14 protein-coding genes are annotated in these 20,485 nt (G+C 71.8%); 3 read left to right on the top strand and 11 right to left on the bottom strand.

The genetic code is table 11. The features are described from left to right. Positions 1-2 precede the first annotated feature (2 nt). Genes AB0C28_RS20125 through AB0C28_RS20115 form a run of 3 tightly spaced genes read right to left on the bottom strand, consistent with a single transcriptional unit; the run spans position 3 to position 3,455 of the window. On the bottom strand, positions 3-1,022 hold the full coding sequence (locus tag AB0C28_RS20125; RefSeq protein WP_357846966.1) for a thiolase domain-containing protein: 1,020 nt from the start codon (positions 1,020-1,022) through the stop codon (positions 3-5). After that, a complete protein-coding gene (locus AB0C28_RS20120; RefSeq protein ID WP_357846968.1) occupies positions 1,019-1,918 on the bottom strand; it encodes an OB-fold domain-containing protein in 900 nt (299 codons plus the stop codon). Before AB0C28_RS20120 ends, AB0C28_RS20125 begins: the two co-directional genes overlap by 4 nt. Then, the gene (locus AB0C28_RS20115) at positions 1,908-3,455 is read right to left on the bottom strand and encodes an acyl-CoA synthetase (protein WP_358076264.1); all 1,548 of its coding nucleotides are present in this window, start codon (positions 3,453-3,455) and stop codon (positions 1,908-1,910) included. The genes AB0C28_RS20120 and AB0C28_RS20115 overlap by 11 nt, the downstream gene beginning before the upstream one ends. Positions 3,456-3,683: 228 nt before the next feature. Between AB0C28_RS20115 and AB0C28_RS20110 the strand changes: the two genes are divergently transcribed. After that, the gene (locus AB0C28_RS20110; RefSeq protein ID WP_357846972.1) at positions 3,684-4,493 is read left to right on the top strand and encodes a crotonase/enoyl-CoA hydratase family protein; all 810 of its coding nucleotides are present in this window, start codon (positions 3,684-3,686) and stop codon (positions 4,491-4,493) included. Positions 4,494-4,502: 9 nt separating this feature from the next. Here AB0C28_RS20110 and AB0C28_RS20105 read toward each other — a convergent pair whose 3' ends face one another. Continuing rightward, positions 4,503-5,609, bottom strand: coding sequence for a nitronate monooxygenase family protein (locus AB0C28_RS20105; protein WP_357846974.1), 1,107 nt, complete (start codon positions 5,607-5,609; stop codon positions 4,503-4,505). Between the two features lie 162 nt (positions 5,610-5,771). Beyond that, positions 5,772-6,695 carry a DUF3068 domain-containing protein gene (locus AB0C28_RS20100; RefSeq protein WP_357846976.1) on the bottom strand — a complete coding sequence of 308 codons (924 nt, stop codon included), beginning with the start codon at positions 6,693-6,695 and terminating at the stop codon, positions 5,772-5,774. Between the two features lie 167 nt (positions 6,696-6,862). Between AB0C28_RS20100 and AB0C28_RS20095 the strand changes: the two genes are divergently transcribed. Then, positions 6,863-8,008, top strand: a complete 1,146-nt coding sequence (locus AB0C28_RS20095) for an acyltransferase (RefSeq protein ID WP_357846978.1) — start codon at positions 6,863-6,865, stop codon at positions 8,006-8,008. Here AB0C28_RS20095 and AB0C28_RS20090 read toward each other — a convergent pair. From AB0C28_RS20090 to AB0C28_RS20070, 5 genes are all read right to left on the bottom strand, one after another. Next, entirely contained in the window at positions 7,935-12,068 is a 4,134-nt protein-coding gene (locus tag AB0C28_RS20090) for an alpha-(1->3)-arabinofuranosyltransferase family protein (RefSeq protein ID WP_358076261.1), read from the bottom strand. The genes AB0C28_RS20095 and AB0C28_RS20090 overlap by 74 nt on opposite strands. Next, complete coding sequence (locus AB0C28_RS20085) at positions 12,065-13,291, bottom strand: glycosyltransferase family 4 protein (protein ID WP_358076258.1); 1,227 nt, start codon at positions 13,289-13,291, stop codon at positions 12,065-12,067. The genes AB0C28_RS20090 and AB0C28_RS20085 overlap by 4 nt, the downstream gene beginning before the upstream one ends. Next, positions 13,288-14,091: a glycosyltransferase gene (locus tag AB0C28_RS20080; RefSeq protein WP_357846984.1), complete on the bottom strand. Its 804-nt coding sequence runs from the start codon at positions 14,089-14,091 to the stop codon at positions 13,288-13,290. The genes AB0C28_RS20085 and AB0C28_RS20080 overlap by 4 nt, the downstream gene beginning before the upstream one ends. 11 nt (positions 14,092-14,102) lie before the next feature. After that, positions 14,103-14,237, bottom strand: coding sequence for a hypothetical protein (locus tag AB0C28_RS20075; protein WP_281262581.1), 135 nt, complete (start codon positions 14,235-14,237; stop codon positions 14,103-14,105). A gap of 127 nt (positions 14,238-14,364) precedes the next feature. Further along, entirely contained in the window at positions 14,365-16,086 is a 1,722-nt protein-coding gene (locus AB0C28_RS20070) for a hypothetical protein (protein ID WP_358076255.1), read from the bottom strand. A 164-nt stretch (positions 16,087-16,250) separates the two neighbouring features. Here AB0C28_RS20070 and AB0C28_RS20065 point away from each other — a divergent pair, with 164 nt between their 5' ends. After that, positions 16,251-18,143 carry a hypothetical protein gene (locus tag AB0C28_RS20065; RefSeq protein WP_358076253.1) on the top strand — a complete coding sequence of 631 codons (1,893 nt, stop codon included), beginning with the start codon at positions 16,251-16,253 and terminating at the stop codon, positions 18,141-18,143. A gap of 49 nt (positions 18,144-18,192) precedes the next feature. On the opposite strand, the gene AB0C28_RS20060 is transcribed toward AB0C28_RS20065, so the two are convergent. Further along, positions 18,193-20,430 carry an acyl-CoA dehydrogenase gene (locus AB0C28_RS20060; RefSeq protein ID WP_358076250.1) on the bottom strand — a complete coding sequence of 746 codons (2,238 nt, stop codon included), beginning with the start codon at positions 20,428-20,430 and terminating at the stop codon, positions 18,193-18,195. Positions 20,431-20,485: the final 55 nt, after the last annotated feature.

Here is a 20,485-nt window from a genome sequence, read left to right as displayed (position 1 = left end):
GGTCATGCCTCCAGGACGGTCACGAGGTTCTGCTGCAGGCAGGGGCCGCTCGCGGCGTGGGCGACCGTGCGGCGGGCCCGGCCGTCGTGGATGTGCCGGGCGGCCTCGCCGATGCGGATGAGCCCCGTGGCCATGACGGGGTTGGCGGCCAGCGGCCCGCCCGACGGGTTGATCAGGGTGCCGCCGCCGAGTTCGAGCGCCCGCCGCAGGATGACCTCCTCGTGCGGGAACTGGGCGTGCAGCTCGGCCACCTCGACGGGGGCCTTGCCGACTCCGGCGGCTCGCCCGGCGTCGGCGGCCGATGCCGATGCCGACAGGTCGCGCAGGCCCAGGTAGTGGGGTTCGGTGCGGTGGGCGATGCCCCTGATGTAGGCGGGGTTGGAGCAGATCCGGGTGGCCAGGTCGCCGGTGGCCAGCACGATCGCGGCGGCGCCGTCCGTGATGGGCGGCACGTCCGTCTTCTTGAGCGGTTGCACGGCGAAGTCCTCGCCGTCGGGTTCGGGCAGATCGAGCGCGTACGGGTTGCCCCTGCCGTCGGCCCGGCTGCGCCGGACGATCTCGTCGAGCTCCGTACGGTCCGCGCCGACGGCGTTCGCCTGGAGCGCGGCGTAGGAGAGCTGGTCGAGGCCGAGCGGAGCCAGATAGTACGGGTCCAGCTGCAACGTCATGATCGTGCGCAGGTCGCCGAGCGACGACTTGCCGAACCCGTAGACGAGGGCCGAATCGATGTCGCCGTGCTGGAGCCGCACCCACGCCTCGTACAGGGCCCAGGCGCCGTCCATCTCGACGTGGCTCTCGGAGATCGGCGGCCAGGCGGCCAGCGCGTCCAGGGCCGAGACGAACGAGAACGGGGCGCCTGCGAGGTAGTCGCAGCTGCCCGAGCAGGTGAAGCCGAACCGCTTGAGTCCGGTGCGCTCCTTGATCTCGGCGATCACGGGCGCGATCAGCTCGGGCTCGGTCAGGCCGGTGTCGTGATCGGTGTGCCGCGTCTGGGCGAACGCGACGATCGCCACATCTCTCATGACAGCTCCACGTCGGGCTCGCCGGTGGGGGCGAACCAGCGGATGTTCGCCATGGACGCCGTGCGCTCGCTCTCGGGCACCCAGACCGCCTTGACCCGCATGCCCTGGCGCACCTCGTGTGCGGGAACGTCGCCGATGAGGGCGATCATGGGGATGTCGGTGGTGTCGAGCAGAATGTACGCCGAGACGAACGGCACCTCGGGGGCCCGGGGATCGGGCAGGTTGTTGATGGCGAACGTGGTGATCGTCCCGGTGTCGGGCACCTCGAATGTGTCCCCAAGGCTCTGACCGCATTCGGGGCAGTTGAGCCGGTAAGGCACGTACACCTTCGCGCACCGTTCGCACCGGCCGGCCAGGAAGACGCCGCGCTCGACGCCCTCCAGGAAGGTCCGCAGCGCGCCGCCGGCCTGGAGGCGGTACTCGGCGCGGACGTTCGACACGATCTTCGTGACCTCGGGGGCGAAGTGGGAGATGTCGGTGATGTGGCCGGTGGGCCGGTCGCTCCAGACCGGCCAGACCCGCATGCCCGCCGCCATCGCCTTGGGGTTGTCGGCGGCCACGGCGTGCAGCAGCGCGGTATCCGCGCCGTCCAGCTCGATCAGCGCCCAGGCGAAGGGGCGATCGAGGGGGTGGCCGTCCAGCGGCTCCTCCACCCAGGCCCACGTCTTCACCGTGCCGGCCGGGCCGACCTCGGTGTACTCGCCGGTGACCGGCTCGCCGGTCTCGGGGTCGTACTCCAGGGGCGGGACGAGCACCCGGCCCTCCGCCGTCCTGACCCCCACGATGCGGCGAGCGCGTAATTCGGTCAGGAACCGGCCGATCACCGGCCCCGTCGTCCGCGTGTAGCCGCCGGGGAACTCCAGGACGTGCTGAGCGACGAGGGGATCAGATGGCACGGTCGTGTCCCTCCCAGTACGGGGCTCGGAGTTTGCGTTTCAGCAGCTTGCCGTTGGGTTCGCGGGGCATCTCGGCGATGAAGTCGATGCTCTTGGGCCACTTCATCCTGGCCAGGCGGCCCTCCAGGGAGGCCAGCAGTTCGGCCGCCAGCTCGGGGCCCGGCTCCGCGTTCTGGGCCGGCTCGACGACGGCCTTGATCTGCTCGCCCCACTCCTCGTCGGGGATGCCGAACACGGCCACGTCGGCCACCTTGGGGTGGATCATCAGCTCGTTCTCGATCTCGGCCGGGTAGATGTTCGCCCCGCCGGAGATGATCATGTCGGCCTTGCGGTCGCACAGGTAGAGGAAGCCGTCCTCGTCCAGGTAGCCGATGTCGCCGACGGTGAAGTAGTCCTTGAGGCGGCTGGCGGCGGTCTTGGCGGGGTCGCCCTTGTACTCGAACGTGGTGCCCATCATCTTCATGTAGATCGTCCCTGGCGTCCCGGTGGGCACGGGTTCGCCCTCGTCGTCCGCGATGAGCAGCTCGCTGATCGGCCAGGCCGAGCCGACCGTGCCCGGATGCGCCTTCCAGCCCTCGGGCGTGGCCAGAGTGCCGCCGCCCTCGGTGGCCGCGTAGTACTCGTACACGCAGTCGCCCCACCATTCGAGCATCGCCCACTTGACCGGGACGGGACAGGGGGCGGCAGCGTGGATCATCCAGGAAAGCGAGGAGAGGTCGTACTTCGCCCTGGTCTGCTCCGGCAGCGCGAGCAGCCGCTTGAAGTGGGTGGGGACCAGGTGCGAGTTGGTGACGCGGTGCCGCTCGCACAGCGCCAGCATCTCCTCGGCGTCCCATCTGTCCATGTAGACGAGGGTGTGGCCCATGTGCAGGGCCGTGCCGCCGAACTGGGTCACCGCCGTGTGGTAGCTCGGCGAGGTCACCAGGTGGGCGTTCGGGCGGCCGGGGGTGATGCCGAACAGGGTGAGGAGGAACGTCATGAGCTCGGCTGACTCGTCCGGGTCCATGCCGCTGAGTGGCCGTCTGACGCCTTTGGGCTTGCCCGTGGTGCCGGAGGTGTAGTGCATGGTGGCGCCGGCGGTGCGGTCGGCGGGGGCGGTGTCGGGCTTCCCCTCGGTGAGCTCGCTCGCGTCCCGGAAGCCGTCTGAAGCGTTTCCGATGAGGAAGCGGCGCTCGGGCTCGATGGCCTCGGCGCCTCTGACGCCCTCGCCCAGGAAGCGCGGATGTACGAAGAACGCCTTGGCCTCGCTGTCGGAGACGATGTACGCGATCTCGGGCCCGGTCAGGTGCCAGTTGACCGGTGTGTAGTACCAGCCGGCCTGGAGCGCGGCGAGATACAGGACGAGCCCGTCGGCGCCGTTCGGCACCAGGCCGCAGATGCCGTCGCCGGGCTGGAGCCCTAGCTCACGCAGCCCGTGGACGAGGCGGTTGGAGCGGGCCAGGAGGTCGCCCGCGCGGTGCTGCGTACCGTCGGGGTCCACCGCCGCGATCCACTCGGGATCCGCCTGCGCGAGCCTCCAGAAACCGAGCGTGCCCATCTGTCTCTCCTCTGCTCATGGCTTCACTCCGTGAAGCCGGCTCGGTCGCCCTTGATGCCGCCGTCTTCCCCCGCTCTGGTCGCTCCGCTCTCGCCGCTCCTCCAGACGACGGCGCTCCCTCGCGTCGTCGCGCGAGCAAAACAGGAACCTGTTCTCGTTTGCTGGTGGGAGCGTATCCTGGGCCAAAGTCCGTAGCAAGCGCTTGATTAAGTCACTTCGGAGGCATCCGTGGAGCTCCTGCCGATCAGCACCCCCCACTGCCGGATCGAGCGTGACGGCCACGTCCTGACCGTCACCATGAACCGGCCGGAGGCCCGCAACGCCCTCTCCTCGGACATGCTGATCGGGCTGGCCTCGGCGTGGGCGTACGCGTCGGAGGAGCCGGGGATCAGGGTCGCGATCCTGACCGGGGCGGAGGGCACGTTCTGCGCCGGCGCCGACCTCAAGGCCATGGGCCAGCCGTCGGCGGACCCGGAGGTGCAGGCCAGGGCCGCGCAGATCGCCAACTTCCACTGGAAGGGCCTGCTGCGCGAGGACCTGCCGACCAAGCCGATCATCTGCGCGGTCGAGGGCTACGCGGTCGCCGGAGGCACGGAGCTGCTGGTGGGCACGGACCTGCGGATCGTGGCCGAGTCGGCCACCCTGGGCCTGTTCGAAGCCAAGCGCGCGCTGTTCCCCATGGGCGGCAGCGCCGTCCGGCTGCCCCGGCAGATCCCGTACTGCCACGCCATGGACCTCCTGCTCACCGGCCGCCCGATCACGGCGGCGGAGGCGCTGTCGATGGGCCTGGTCAACCGCGTGGTCCCGGACGGCCAGGCGCTCACGGCGGCCCGCGAACTGGCCGAGAACGTGGCGTCCTCGGGCCCGCTGGCGGTCCAGGCGATCCTGCGCACGTACCGGGACACGCTGGGCATGCCGGAGCCGGAGGCCCTGAAGGTGTCGGACGAGCTGGGCTGGCCGGTGATCGGCTCGGAGGACGCCAAGGAAGGCACGAGAGCCTTCCGCGAAAAGCGCCCGGCCACCTACCGCGGCCACTGAGGTCGGGGGTCAGTCGTTGGTGAGGCGGTCGAGGCGGGCCAGGGTCTCGCCGTACTCCTCCAGCAGGTCGTACACCACGTCCTTGGCCGGCCGGACCTGGTTCATCACGCCGATGATCTGGCCGGCGGGGAAGGTGGCCAGTTCGGTGGCATCGGAGCGGCCGATGCGGCGCAGGGCGTCGGAGACCAGCATGAACTGCAGCGGCATCGGCAGCGTGCCGGGCGAATCCTCCGACTCCCACGCCTGCGTCCACTCGTTCTTGAGCAGGCGGGCCGGCTTGCCTGTCCAGCTGCGGGAGCGGACGGTGTCGCGGGAGGTGGCGGCCAGGATGCGGCGTTTGGCCATCTCCGGGGTATCGGCCTCCTCGACCGTGAGCCACAGGGAGCCGGTCCAGACCCCGTCGGCCCCGAGCGCCATCCCAGCGGCCATCTGGCGGCCGTTGCCGATGCCGCCCGCCGCCAGGACGGGCACGTCCACGGCGTCCACGACCTGCGGGATGAGGACCATGGTGGAGATCTCGCCGGTGTGGCCACCGGCCTCCGTGCCCTGGGCGACGACCACGTCCACCCCCACCTCCACCTGCTTGAGCGCGTGGCGGGGGGTCGAGGCGAGCGCGGCGACCTTGACGCCGTGGGCGTGCGCGAGGTCCACCACGTCGGCGGGCGGCGGGCCGAGGGCGTTGGCGAGGAGCGCGATGGGATGGCGCAGGGCCACCTCCACCTGGGGGCGGGCGGTGGCGTCCGTCCAGCCGAGCAGCACCCGGCCGGCCTCGGCGTCGGCCGACAGCGGTGGGACGCCGTGCTTGGCCAGGAGGTCCTCGACGAAGGCGCGGTGGCCGTCGGGGATCATCGAGCGCAGCCGGCCGACCAGTTCCTCGGGGGCGAAGTCGGCGCCCTCGTACGAGGCCGGCATGACCACGTCCACCCCGTACGGCCGGCCGTCCACGTGGTCGTCGATCCACTTGAGCTCCTGTTCGAGCTCCTCCGGCGTGAAGTAGAGCGCTCCGAGCACACCCATGCCGCCCGCCCGGCTCACCGCGGCGACCACGTCCCTGCAGTGGCTGAACGCGAAGATCGGGAGTGCGATTCCGAACATGTCCGTGACACGTGTCCGCATGGCCCGACCATACGTCTGGAAACCAGCAAACTGCAACGCGTTCTAGACTAGAACTTCTCGTCTGGTACTCGCGGGTAACCTTGCGTTATAACTTGTTCTAGTTTGCTTTCCGGCAAAAGAAAAAGGGCCCGTTCGCACGGGCCCTTGGAATATGCGCGGACGTCACTCGGCGGCGGCCGGGCGGCGGCGGCCCACGACGACCCCCGCGAGGACCAGGAAGACGCCCACGACGAGCAGGACCAGCGGGATGGTGTTGCGCAGCAGGTTGATGGTGCTCTTGCCCTCCTGCGCGTCCTTGACCAGCCCTTCCACGGTCTTGTCGGTCATCTTCGCGGTGGCGATGAAGGCCGCCGAGCGCTCGACGCCGTCCTGCGTCTTCAGCACCTCGTGCCGCTGCACCTCCTGGCGCACGGGTGACCCGGTGACCGGCTCGATCCAGTACGTGGTCTTGCCGTCGTACCAGCGGTCCACCTGCACGTCACCGGTCGTGCCTGTCATGCCGAGCACGTTGGCGGGGGCGGTGCGGGTCTCGGTCTTGGTCGGCGGCACGGACTGCTCGAAGACGTAGACGGGCAGGCCGTTGACGTTGTCCTCGCGCACGAACGTGGCGTCGAACGCCTTGCCCGCCGTGGCGTTGAACACCTTGTACGTCTTCTTCTCCACGTCGAACGGGAACTTGTAGACCTGTCCCTCGATCGTCACCGGCGCCTTCTCCACGCTGGTGCCGCAGCAGTTCACGCCCGCGCCCGTGTAACGGTCGAAGGCGCTGCGCCGCTCGGAGATGTCGATCTGCGGCCGCTTGTTGGTGACGTCGTTGACCACCATGGCCTCGTCCCAGACCACCCGGTCGCTGGTGGCCTCCTTCACGTCGCCGCGGGTGGTGACGATGATGTCGAGGTCGCCGGTCAGCACCTTGAGGTCCTGCAGCGAGAAGTACTGAGCGCCCTTGGCCTCCAGTCGCGAGATGCCGAACTGGTCGGCCGGGGCCGAGATGATCTGGCCGGCCGCCCAGAATTTCAGCAGTGGCGCCAGCGCGATGAAGAAAGCCCCGAACCCGATGAGGACGAGCGTTGAGATACGACCCATCGAGGCCTCCGCCTTAGTAGAACACGTTGTCGTCTGGTGCGATCGTCGAGCAACAAAGTATGACAGGGGGTGATGTCCGTCACCGGCGCCCCTACCACCGCAACCAAATCGATAGAAACAAGTTCTATCGTGGTTTCGGCTCGGAAGGCGAGAAAGTGGGAGCAGCGATGAGGAGCAGGGACGCCGCGCTCGACGGCATCCGCGCGTTCGCCGCGCTCGGCGTCTGGCTGCTGCACGTCGGGAGCAACACCGGGGTCATGTACCGCGAGGGCATGTTCCCCTGGATGATGAGCCGTCTCGGCATCGCCGTACCGATCTTCTTCCTCCTGTCCGGCCTGCTCCTCTACCGCCCGTGGGCGCGCGCGGTGATCGAGGATACGCCACGCCCGGGTCCGCTGCGTTACCTGTGGCGCCGGGTGCTGCGCGTCATGCCGGTCTACTGGCTCGTGACCGGGCTGGCGCTGTGGGCGTGGAGCTCGTTCGACTGGACGGGCTGGCTCAAGTGGATGCTGCTGCTGCAGAACTTCTTCCCGGGCGACCCGGTGCCCGACGGGCTCTACCAGATGTGGACGCTGCCCATCGAGATGTCCTTCTACGTGCTGCTGCCGGTGCTGGCCTGGGTGCTGCACCGGTGGGCGCGCGGCGGGAACCGGCCGGTGCGGCTGCTGGCGGGCATCTCCGTGCTGCCGGTGATCTCGGTCGCCGCCGTGGTCGCGGCCAGGGAGCTCGGGCAGCCGCAGCTCGCCCTGCTGCTGCCGTACCATCTGGTCTTCTTCGCCTGCGGCATGGCCATGGCGGTGCTGTCGGTGTGGATCGGGCACAGCCGGGTGATCGACTCGCTCGCGCCGCAACTGCTCGTGCTGGCCGCCCTGCTGTACGCGCTGCTCAGCACCGGGCTGGCCGGGCCGCGCACGCTCACGCTGCCAACCCTGTCGCAGTCGCTCTGGCGGATCAGCCTGGAGGCGGCCGTGGCGGTGCTCGTGGTGGCGCCCTTCGCGCTGGCGTCCACGCCCGGTTCCCTGCGCGACCGCGTGCTCGGCAACCCCGTCTGCGCCTACCTGGGCCGCATCTCCTACAGCTTCTTCCTGTGGCACGCCCCCGTGATCACGCTGCAGCTCAAGATCATGGGCGCGCAGCCGTTCCAGGGCGACTTCGCCAGCGTGGCGGTGGTGTCGTTCGTGGTCACGATGCTGCTGAGCGTCGGCAGCTATCACCTCGTCGAGGTGAGCGCGCTCAAGCTCAGCCGACACCGGTCAGCACCTGCTCGGCCGCCGGCCGCTCCTGCTCCACTGCCGGCCGCGCCGGCTCCGTGACGAGCTGCCCGAACAGCACGCCCACGGCCGCGCAGGCCGCCAGTTGCGGCACCCCGTCCATGAGATAGGCCACGTCGATCCCGTACTCGCGCAGCACCAACGCCGCCGCCAGCGAGACCGTGGCGGCGCCGAAGACGCCGGCCGCCGCCCAGTGGGCGGGCAGCCTGCGGGCGCGCAGCAGCAGGGTCACCAGGACGGCCGCGAGCACCGCGATCATGCCGGGCCAGTTCGCCACCCAGCCGCCGAAGGCCAGCGCCAGCAGGATCACGTACGGGGCCCGCGGCCTGGCCAGCCGCGCGGCCGACGCCGGGGCGGTCTCGCGTACGTGCTCGGGCCGGGGCCCTCGCAGCACGAGCACGGCCAGCGCGAGCAGCGCGATCCCGGCCAGGCCGAGCAGGAGCGCGAGCCGGTAGGCCCGGTCGGGCAGGTATTCGAGCCTGGCCGTCCCCGACGTGCCGGCCGGCAGCTCCCAGCCCTGCTTCCAGCCGTCGATCCGCACCGGTTTGAGGGTCTTGCCGCTGATCTGGGCGCGCCAGCCGGCGTTGTAGTTCTCGTTGACGACCAGGAAGGCGTCCTTGGGCGCGCTCACCTTGACCTCGCGCTCCGCGGCGGTCCAGGTGCTCTGCACCGCCGCGCCCTCCACTCCGCGCGGCTCGTCCGCCAGCGAGCCGACCACCAGCGAGTCGATCGCGTACGGATCCCAGCCGGCCACCCGCACCCGGTTGTCACCGGCGGCGAGCCCGGCCCTCGAGCAGCCGATGATCCGCACCGGCCGCTGTTCGAGCAGGTCGGCGTGGGTGCCGACGACCCTGGTGGCCACGCTGCGCCCGTTCACCTCGATGTTCGGCCCGAGCCCGCAGTCCAGCCTGAGCGGGATGTCCGCGGGCCGGCCCACCGGATCGACGCCGGGCACCACCAGCTCCGTCACCTGCAGCCGCTGCGAGAACGGGGTGAAGCGCAGCTTGATCTTCGAGGTCCTTATGGGCTTGAACGTGAGCACGTTCCGCTCGTCCACCCGCCCGCCGCGCACCGCGCCGCCGTCACCGCTCACGATCACGTCCATGGGCTGCTTGTCGCCGCCAGGACGGCCGATCTGGATCCGGGAGATCGTGCGCCTGCCCTTCCAAGCGATGGTGAGCGTGGGCTCGGTGTCGCCGGCGGCGGGGATCCAGGTGGTGCTCCCGTCCGCGTCGAAGGCGGATCTGGGCGACACCACCGCGTCCTCGCTCAGCTGGGACGAGCCGGTCACGGTGGTCAGGTCAGCACGGACCCGGGTGAACCGGTCGACCAGCTTCGCATCCCTCAGCACGGCCGTTCCCCGCACGTTCGCCGCCGAGGCGGACTCCGCGCGGAAAGTCCGGTCGAACCCGGTCTCCTCGCCCTGCTTGGCCAGCACCACCTCGTTGCAGACCCACCGGTACGCGTTGCGCATGCACGCGGGCCGCTCGTCCAGCCCCCGGTCCATCACGTACGCGTCGCCGCCCTGGCCGGGCAGCCGGATCGAGCGGCCAGCGGAGACGCCGGGGATCGACAGCTCGACGACGCCGACCCGCTGCCCGTAGCTCCACTCCTTCGACGCCGTGCCTGCCACCTTGATCCGCAGCCAGCTCGTGGGCCCGTCGGGCACCCGCAGCCGCTGCGGCTCCGTGGTGCGCCGCACGTCCTGGACCAGGCTGCCCGCCTCGCTCTCCACGGCCACCCGGGTGACGACCTGGCCGAGCAGCAGGTCTGGGGCGAACATCACGTTCACGTACGGGATCCGCGTGCTGCCCGGCAGGTCCACCCGCAGCCACTCGCCCACCGGCCGCTTCGAGCCGTCGCTCTCCCAGCCGGTGCGGACGTTGCCGTCCATGGCCGCCCAGGGGCTGCGGCCGGTCGAGCTGATGCCCGCGATCGCGTACGGGTCGGCGACCGAGGAGGAGGCGCTGATGCCGGCGATGCCGTGGTACTCGGCCACGGCCGTCTCGTCCAGCCAGCCCTTCTCCAGCAGGTCCAGGGCCCTGACCCCGCCGAAGTCCGCCTTGCTGCCCGCCGTGAGCGTGGGCGACAGGTTCGTCCTGATCTCGCCGAAGGAACGTTCGCGCAGCCGAAGCGCGTCGCTGACCACGGTCGGCGCCTCGCGGGTGCCCGCGTCGCCGTTCACCAGGACCGGCGCGTCGCCGAGCAGGCCGAGGTCGCCCATCGCGAGCAGCGAGTCGGGCCCGCCGCGCACGGCCACCGCGTCGGCTGCGGCCTGCACGGAGACCAGGTCGCTGCTGCCCGCGACCTCGTACAGGTCGAGCGCGGGGAACGGCGCGTCGAGCTGGTTGACCGCGTCGTCGGTCTCCCTGTCCCCGACCGGCTCACCGAACGAGCGCACCTTCGTCAGCCCCGGCGTCTCGCGCAGTGCTTCGTGCACGCGGGACGGCCAGGCGCCCTGGAGGTTCTGCCTGATCAGGTCGTTCCTGACGAGCAGGTAACGCACGCCCAGCCGGCGCAGCACGGTCGTCACCCCGGCCGAGCCGTGCCCGGCGGCCAGGCGCTGGTCGATGGCGTCGAGCAGCCTGGTCAGGCCCACGCTGCCGGGCGGGGTGATCTGCCTGGCGGTCCAGCGCGCGGTGGTCAGGGCCTGCAGCGGCTCGTCCATGGGGCGGCCCCAGACGTACTCGCCGAACTTGGCGCCCGGCACGATCAGCACGCCGTCGTCGCCGGCGTTGCGGTTGAGCCAGTCCGCCGCCTCCTGCCAGTGGGACGGCACCCGCTCGAAGTCACCCGGCGCGGCCAGCCCCTGGTTGAAGACGGGCAGCACGAGCGCCGCGGCGGCCGCCACCGCGACCGTACGCAGCGGGATCCTGGCCCTGACCAGCAGATGAGCCAGGCCGAACGCGAGCGCGAGCCGGATCAGGGGGTCGAACTTGCGCAGGTTGCGCAGCGGCGCGAGCGGCCCGTCCAGCAGCCAGCGCACCGGCTCGGCCAGCACCGGCTCAAGCGCGCTCGCGTGCCCCGCCACGAGCGCGACCACACCCACCAGGAACATCGCCACCACGAACCCCTTGGCGGGCAGGTCGCGGCGGGCCAGCCCGGCCAGGCCGAGCGCGGCGAGCACGCCGGTGACCACGACCATCGTGGCGGAGGTGGCGATGGCGAAACCGGGCGGCTGCTCGAAGACGCCGTTCAGCGGCAAGTACCGCACCCAGTCGGAGGCGCCGCGCAGCACGTTCGTGAGCGAGGTGACCGCGGTGGTCGTCTCGGAGGTCTCGGTGTACGGCAGGAACGAGAACGCGTAGCGGCCCACCAGCAGCAGGGGCAGCGACCAGAACAGGGTGGCCACGGCCACCGCGCCCGACCACCAGGCGAGCAGCCGCCAGCGCGGCACCGGGCGCGGCCGGGTCAGGATGTACAGGACGGGCGCGACCAGCACGGCCAGCACGGCGACCGCGTTCACGCCGCCGCACAGCGCCACCGCCAGCGCCGACCTGATCGCCCCGCGCGCCCGCTGGCCCGTCTCCGACGCGGTGAGCAGCGGGATGAGGATCCACGGCAGCATCGCGGCGGGCAGCCACTCGATGGAGATCTCGCCGAGGATGGACAGCGTGCGCGGGGCCAGCGCGTACGCCAGCGCCCCCGCGATCCGCGTGCCCGGCGTGCCGATGCCGAGCTGCCGCGACAGCCGCTCCGCTCCGAGGAAGGCGACGCACATGAGCAGCGTCAGCCAGAGCCGCTGCGTCACCCACGGCTCGACTCCGGCCAGGTCGCCCAGGGCGAAGAACGGGCCCATCGGGAAGACGTAGCCGGCCACCTGGTTCTGCAGTTGGCCGAAGTGCTGGATGTCCCACAGGTGGGCGGCGCGCTCCAGCCAGCCGACCGGGTTGAGCGCCAGGTCCATCTTGGTATCGGAGATGAGGTGGCCCGGCTTGGTGGTGAAGGCCATCAGGGCGAAGCCGAAGCAGCTCAGCAGCAGCCAGAGGCGGCGCCTGGCGGGCTCGCCGACCGGCCGGCCGGCGCCCGTGCGGCGTCCGGCGACGAGTTTGTCGGTGGGGAGCAGGCTCATGACCCGCCGCGCGGCCGTCGGCTCGCTCACCGCACCTCCCCGCCGGGGCCGGAGTCGGGGGCGGCGGCGAGGCCCGGACCGGGCCTGAGGTCCAGAGCGAGGCTGAGGTCCGGAGCGGGTTCGAGGCCGGGTTCGAGGCCGGGTTCGAGGCCGGGGGCGGGGCCGGGGTCACGGCCGTGCATGAGCGCGATGAGGCGTTCCGCGCTGCGGTCCCAGGAGAAGCGGCCCGCCCATTCCCGACATTTCACGGTATAAGTGTGGTCCAGCTCGTCGAGTGCCGCGCCAATGCCCTTGGCCAGGTCCGTCCCCTCGGGCAGGAGCCAACCCGTCTCACCGTGCCGTACGGCGTCCCGCAGCCCGTCCACGTCGAACGCCACGGTGGGCACGCCGAGCGCGGCCGCCTCCAGCACGCTCAGCCCCCAGCCCTCCCCCTGCGAAGCGCTGACGTGCAACCACGCCCGCGCGACGAGGCGCGCCTTGTCCTCCTCCGGCAGGTACCCGTGCAGGGTCACTCCCTCGGGCAGCCGCTCCCGCAGCGCCGCCTCCTCCGGCCCCCTGCCAATGACGTCCACGACCAGGCCGGGCCAGCGCTTACGCAGCTCCGGCACCGCGTCGAGCAGCAGATGAACGCGCTTGTGCGCGACCAGCCGCCCGAGGCAGACAAGCCTCGGAACCCCGCTCTTCACGGGCTCGCCGGGCGCATCGGGCTCCCCGGGCTCGGGGACGCTGACCCCGTTCGGGACGATGTGCACGGGACCCGTCCACCCGAGCCGCTCGCGCATGGCCAGCACCGTGGACGGCGAGACGGCCACGCTCTCGTGCCGCCGGTAGCTCCACCGCGACACCGGCCCCTCAAGGAAGCGCCCGACCGCCGCCAGCCACCCCGGCATGTGCACCCCGAACTGCCGGTCGTGCACGTGGTGCACGACGCACAGCACCCTGGTACGCCGCCGCACCACCCACGGGGTGAAGAACGGGATCCCGTTCTGGCAGTCGAGCACCGCGTCGAAGCGCCCCAGGCGCAGCAGCAACCAGCCCAGCACCAGCGGATAGACGGTGAAGACCCCGCCCATGCGGACGAAACGCACCCCTTCCACGCTCTCGCTCCGGCTCTGTCCCGGCGCCCGCGCGGTGACGAAGCACACCGGGTGCCCGGCCCGCGCGAAGCGGCGGGCCAGCTCCCAGGCGAACGTCTCCGCACCGCCCGCCTGCGGATGCCAGGGGTCACGCCAGTTGACGACCGCGATCTTCACGGATATCCGACGGGGTCGAGCGGCGGCTCCCACGCCGGGCGCGCGGCGGGCCGTGGCCGGGCGCGCAGCCGCAGCCAGATCCGGCCGAGCTCCAGCACGATGCCGAACGTGTGCCGGGCCGGGGAGAAGCGCGAGCCCGGCATGTCCCGCCAGCACACGGGGATCTCCATCACGGCCGCGCCCTGCCGGCGGCAGCGTGCGAGCAGTTCGACGTCGAAGGCGAACCCCGGCGTGCGCAGCTCGGCGGCGATGTCGCGGGCGAGCACGCCGTCGAAGAACTTGAAGCCGCACTGGGTGTCGCTCACGCCGTGCACGAGCACGCCGGCCAGCGCGCGGAAACCGAAGGCGCCCAGCTCGCGGACCTTGCTGTGCCGGTTCTCCACGAGTGAGCCGTCGTGTCCCCTCGATCCGATCACGACCCGTTCACCCGACAGCAGCAGCCCGAGCGCCACATCGACGGCGCCGAGGTCGGTGGCCATGTCGGCGTCGAGGAAGCCGACGAAGGGCGCGCTCGTGCCGAGCAGCCCGGCGCGTACGGCGGCGCCCTTGCCCGGGGTCGCGCACCGGATCAGCCGGACGGGAACGGTACCGCTCGGCCAGGTCTCGACGATCTCGGCCGTGCGGTCGGTGCTGTCGTTGTCCACGACGATGACGGAGCTGGGGAACGGCATGCGGGCAAGCTTCGCGCACAGCTGCAGGAGCCCCCCGGGTAGTCGCCCTTCCTCGTTGTAGGCGGGAATGACGATCTCAAGCAGTGGTGGTCGACTCGTCCGCTCGTCCCCTTGCGGAGAGGGCGGCATCTCGGCTCGGGTTACCGGTCGCCGTAGTTGTAGAGCGGCTGGTTGACCGGCGTTGCGGTGGCGCCGGTGAAGGTGACGGTGGTGACCGTCGCCACGAGTGCCGCGACGGCGATGCCGATCATCGCCGCTAAGAGGATCTTGATCACCGGGGTTCCTCCTCAAGCGGGCAAGCGGTGCGGGCGTCCCTCAACTTAGAACCAATTCTTGCTACTCGGAAGTAGCTAGCGGAAATATTAACAAAGAGCCTGATCAGGGTCCGATCCGGAGTAAGACTCAGCGACCAACCCGTTCGAATCTGTACAACCCCAGGTCACGGGTATCGACCAGAACCCTCGCGCTCCGTAGCCAGAGACCGAACCGGCGCCGCTCCTCAAGTGTCCCCGCGTCCACAATGACGTAGCGGAATCCGGCCGCCGCCAGGTCCGGCGAGGATCCTTCTAGTACGCGTTCTACCTCGCGGGCGCGGGGATCCTCGCTCCTGACGACCAGCCCGCCGACCCGTACGGCGTCGCTGGAGACCACCCGCCGGCCCGGCACCGCGAAGAAGCGCTGGGCCGGATCCAGCACCGCCCGGCCCCCGTTCCACGGGAACTGCCGGTACGACTCGAACGGCAGCACCAGCACGTCCCCCGGCACGGGATCACGCCTGATGATCTCCCGCGCGGCCGTCCAGCTCGCCGGATAGGACACGCTGCCGAGCCGCCCCAGCGACCCCCACGCCATCGTCGGCAGCACGGCCAGCGGCACCAGCACCAACGCGACCGTCCACGCCCGCCGCCCCACCACCGGCCCGGCCGCCGGCCCCGCCACCGGCCCGGCCGCCGGCCCCGCCACTGCCCCCGTCGCCGACCCCGCCGCCGACCCCGTCACCGACTCTGCCAGCGCGCCCAGCCCGAGCGCCGCGACCAGGGCCAGCGGCGCGACGAACTGCTGCGCGTCGCGGAACACCGCGAACCCGCCCCACACCTCCACGAGCCACTTGAACGCCTCCCGGCCCGGCTCGCTCACCCCCGCACACGCCACCGCCAGCCCGGCCCCCGCGGCCACAGTCAGCCCCGTCCGGTACGGCGCCCGCGACCGCAGGAAGGCGACGACCCCGGCCAGCGTCAGCACCAGCCTGGCCACGGCCCCCGCCACGCTCTCGTAGCCGGGCGGGACCGCGTACCTGTTCCAGATCCCGCCCAGCGACAGCAGGCTGCCCACAGTGCCGAAGGGCGTGTCCGCCCGCGCGGCGAAGGCGTCGATCCCCACCGGATCGCCCTCGATGCCGTGCGGCCTGAGCGCGGTCGGCACCAGCCACGGCAGGCTGAACAGCGCCAGCACCCCGGCCACCCGCACCACGCCCCACCAGCGCGACTCGCCCTTCACCCGCGACTCGGCCTGGTCACGGGGCTCCCCCTGATCACGCGGCCCGGCCTGGTCACGCGGCCCGGCCTGGTCACGCGGCCCGGTCTTCCAGCGCGACAAGGCGACCGGCACCGACGTGATCGCCGTGACCGTCATCGCCGCGAACCCGCCCACCGCCGCGGGCAGCATCGCCAGGGCCACCCGCCGCCCCGACCACACGGCCCGCACCACCCAGGGCAGCCCCGCGTACCCGAGCAGCAACGCCCACTGCCCGATCAGCAGCCGCTCGGCCACGTACGGGTTCCACACGTAGAACGCCCCCGCCACCAGCCGCGGCCCCAGCGACCCCGACGGCAGCAGCAGCGCCGCCCCCGAGCACCCCAGCACGAAGACGGCCAGCAGGATCGCCTTCTGCACCAGCTCGGCCGGCAGCACCTGCGCCAGCGCGGTCACCACGGCGTCGCTCGGCACGACCCGCGCCGCCCCGCCCGCCATCCCGAAGGTGAACGCAGAGAACTCCGGCCCCGGCACGAACACCATGTCCTGCAGCAGCGTGAACCCCCAGCCCAGGGCGGGCCCGAGCGCCAGGCAGCCCAGGGCCAGCCCGAGGAGGGCGGAGGCGGGCCCGGCCCGGACGGTACGCGGCATTGCGCTATGACATCACAACCGGGGCATCACAACCGGGGCATCACGACCGGGACATCGCCACCGGGACATCGCCACCGGGCATCACAACCGGGCATCACAACCGGGACACGACCATTCCACCGACGACCTCGACGTGACTACGCTGCGCCGGGGAGGACGGGGCGATGACGACGGCGGAGGCGGCACCAGAGGTGACCCACCGGCCGCGCGGAGCCGACGCCGTGCTGGCGGCCGGGCTGGCGATGGTCGTGGCGCAGCTCGTGTGGAAGTTCGAGCTGGTCAGGCGGACCTACTTCCGCCAGGACGACTTCCACTACCTCATCAGGGGCCAGGAGAGCGGCTTCACCTGGGACTACCTGATGTGGGTCGACGTGGGCCACCTGCTGCCCGGCGGGTTCGGCATCTCGTGGGCGGTGGCCAGGCTCGGCGGCTACGACGAGGTGCTGGCGCACACGATGACGATGACGTTGCAGGCCGGGGCGAGCCTGGCGCTGCTGCGGCTGCTCGTGGTGCTGTTCGGGGCGCGGCCGGCGATCCTGGTGCCGCTCGGCTTCTACCTGCTCACGCCCATGACGGTGCCGTCGCTGTCGTGGTGGGCGGCGGTGCTGGAGACGCTGCCGCTGCAACTGGCGCTGCCGATGGCGCTGGCGTCCCACGTCCTGTACGCGCGCGACGGGCGGGCGCGGCACCTGGTGGCGGCGTGCGCGTGGACGGTGTTCGGCCTGGCGTTCTTCGTCAAGGCCGCGTTCATCCCGGTGCTGGCGCTGGCGGTCACGGCCGGCTGGCTGACGCCGTCGTGGCGGGGCCTGTGGCGGCTGTGGCGGGCCTGGGCGGCCTACGCGGCGGTCCTGGCGGCGTACTCGTGGATCTTCTTCACCGGCCTGTACGGCTCCGTCCAGATCAACCAGGCGACCCAGACCCCGACGCTGCCGTCCCTGGAGGTGGCCGGCGAGTTCGCCTGGCTGCTGGGCTCGCGGGCGCTGGTGCCGTCGGCGCTCGGCGGACCGTGGGCGTGGCAGCCGGTCGGCGACGACTACGCCATGGCCGCCGCCCCCAGGCCGCTGGTCTGGGCCGGGCTCGCCGTCGCGGCCGTGGCGGTGGCGGTGTCCGTCCGTCATCGGCGGCGGGCCTGGGCGGCGTGGCTGGTGCTGCTCGGTTACTTCCTGGCGGCCGACGTGGTGCCGGTGCTGCTGGGCCGGATCGAGGTGCTCGGGCCAGGGGTGCTCGGTCACGAGCTGCGTTACCTGGCCGCCACCGCCACCGTCGTCGCCATCGTGATCGGGCTCGCCTTCATCCCGCTGTCCGGCGAGGAAGACCAGTGGCTGCGCCCGCACGGTCGGCTCAGGTGGCTCAGGTGGACGTGGCTCAGGTCGGCGTGGCTCAGGTGGGCCTGGGTGCCGCTGGCGGCCACGTTCGCGGCGGGCTCAATCTGGTCGGTGGCCGCCTACGCCGACCGCCCGCTCGGCGCCCCCGTACGCGCTTACGTGGAGACCGCCAAGCAGGCGCTCGCGCGGGTGCCGGAGGGCACGGTCGTGCTCGACACGTACGTCCCGCCCGGCGTCGCCGCCGCGGCCTTCTTCCACGAGTACGCCCGCCACTCCAAGCTCCTCGGCGTACCCGATCCATGGCCGGTGACCTGGACGAACAGCCTCTCCGGCCCCCTGCGGAGCCCGATGACGTTCGACCCGCACGGCCGCCTGCGACCGGTGACCATCAAGGGCCTGACGATCCCGCAACAGCCGGCGTGCGTGCCGGTCGGCGCGCAAGAGGTCCGCTTCCGCCTGCCCACGCGGCTGCCCGGGGGCGAGTACACCGCGCAGATCTCCTACCTGAACGCGGCCGAGACCACCCTGTCGGTACGCCTCGGCCTCGGCGTCGCCCAGACGGCGGCCGGCAAGGACCTGGGCAGGACGTTCGTCAGGATCGCCGGAGAGGGCGCCGAGCTGGCCCTGCGCACGACCGGCGGCCCCGGCGCCTGTATCGGCGAGATCAGGATCGGCACCCCGATCCCCGACGAGGACGCCACGGCCATCCCCCCGCGGCCGGTGGGGGGATGACCGCGGCCGGTCCAAGGCACTGCTCGCCCGGGGCCGTCGCGGGCAGCGGTTACTTGCCCGGCTCCGGGTCCCTGGGCAGGCCCAGCATGCGCTCGCCGATGATGTTGAGCTGCACCTCCGTGGTGCCGCCGTAGATGGTCATCGCCCTGGTCGCGAGCACCGCCCGGTTCCAGTAGCCGGCGTCGCCGAGCTTCATGTCCGCGGCGACCACCGCGGCGGGGCCGAGCAGCTCCACCGCGGTCTCCGAGACGTGCTGGGCGTGGGAGGTGGACAGCAGCTTGCGTACGGAGGCGTCCGCGCCCGGTTCCGCCCCCGCGAGCTGCTTGAGCGTCACCCGCAGCGACAGCGCGTTGATCGAGTGGCCCTCGCAGACCACCTCGGCCACCCGCTGCGCCTCGACCGGCGTCAGCTCCCGCCCCAGACGGCCGACCAGGCCGAGCAGGTCGGGGACCGACGAGCCGGTGCCGCCCGAGCCGGACGACAGCGAGACGCGCTCGTTGGACAGCGTGTTGCGGGCGACCTTCCAGCCCTCGCCGACCTCGCCCACGACCAGGTCGTCCGGCACGAAGACGTCGTCGAGGAAGACCTCGTTGAACAGGTTCTCGCCGGTCATCTCGGTCAGCGGCCTGACGGTGACGCCGGGGGCCTTCATGTCGACCAGGAAGTACGTGATGCCCTCGTGCTTGGAGCCCTCGCTGGAGTTGCGGGCGATGCAGATGCCCCATTCGGCCACGTGGGCGACGGAGGTCCAGATCTTCTGGCCGTTGAGCTTCCAGCCGCCCTCGACCCGCTCCGCCTTCATCTGCAGCGAGGCCAGGTCGGAGCCGGCGCCGGGCTCGGAGAACAGCTGACACCAGATGATCTCACCGCTGAGCGTCCTGGGCAGGAAGCGCTCCTGCTGGTCCCGCGTGCCGTACGCGGCGATCGACGGCACCACCCAGGCGCCGATGATCATCGCGGGCAGGCGTACCTTCGCCGCCTTGAGCTCCTGGGCGATCAGCACCTGCTCCAGGGGCTTGGCGTCGCGGCCCCACGGCCTGGGCAGGTGCGGCATGACGAACCCGGCGTCGGCCAGGGCCCGCTTCTGCTCCTTGCCCTCCAGCTCGGCGATGCGGGCGATCTCGGCGCGGATCGACTCGCGCAGCTCCTCGGCGTCCTCGGGCAGGACGATCTCCATCTCGCGGGAGACGCCCTGGAGGGACAGCGCGGTCACGGCCGACGCCCACTCGGCCGACGAGCCGAGCAGCGCGCGCAGGGTGAGCGCGCGGCGGTAGTAGAGGTGGACGTCGTGCTCGAAGGTGTAGCCGATGCCGCCGAAGGTCTGGATGGCGTCCTTCGCGCACTGCACGGCCGCGTCGGGGGCCATCACCCCGGCCACGGCGGCGGCGAACTCCAGCTCCTTGTCCGCGCTGACGGCCGCGCTGTCGCCGCCCTCCGCGGCCCGCTCGGCCCCGGCCCGCCGCTCGGCGGCGCGGGTGGCGTCCCACACCGTGGCGCGGGCCTGCTCCAGCGCGACGAGCATGCGGGAGAGCTTGTGCTTGATGCCCTGGAACTGGCCGATCGGGCGGCCGAACTGCACGCGTACCTTGGCGTAGTCGGCGGCGGCGGCGACGCACCACGAGGCCAGGCCCGCCGCCTCGGCGCCGAGCAGGATCGCGGCCAGGTTGCGCACGTCGGCGCTGCCGACGCCGCCCAGGATGCCCTCGGCGGGGACGACCACGTCGGTCAGCTCCACCTTGGCGACCGGCCTGGTCAGATCGAGCGAGGGCAGCTCGGTAACGGTGGCGGCGGAGGCGTCGATCAGCACCCACTCCTCGCCGTCGGCCGTGGCCACGGGCAGGACGAGCGAGTCGGCCAGGGAGCCGCCCAGCACGGGCTCCGCCGTGCCGGAGACGACCAGGGAGCCGTCCTCGCGGCGGGTGCCGCGCAGCGCGCCGCTCAGCGCGACGGCGCCGGTCAGCGTGCCGTCGGCGAACGACTCCAGGTGCTCGGGACGCTTGGAGGCGTTGATCACGGCACTGGCCAGCACGGTCGGCACGTACGGGCCCGGCGCCACCCGCTCGGCCAGCGCCTCGATCGCCACGGCCGCCTCCAGCAGCCCGTAGCCGGAGCCGCCGTGCTCCTCGGGCACGTGCAGGCCGAGCAGCCCCTGCTCGGCCAGGCCAGGCCAGAACGCGGGGCGTCCGCCGGCCCCGGCGCGCAGCAGCTCCGCGGGGATGTTCCGCTCGGCCCAGCCGCGCACCGACTCGCGGAGCGCCTCGTGCTCCTCGCTCAACCCGATAGCCATTGCTCATCCTCCAGCCAGGTCCGGGAGTCTACCCAGAACCATATTCTAGAGGATG

The sequence above is a fragment of the Nonomuraea sp. NPDC048892 genome, from assembly GCF_040649735.1.
GTDB lineage: Bacteria > Actinomycetota > Actinomycetes > Streptosporangiales > Streptosporangiaceae > Nonomuraea > Nonomuraea maheshkhaliensis.
Note: the sequence above shows the minus strand (reverse complement) of the source record. Positions and strands in the feature narration are given on the sequence as shown.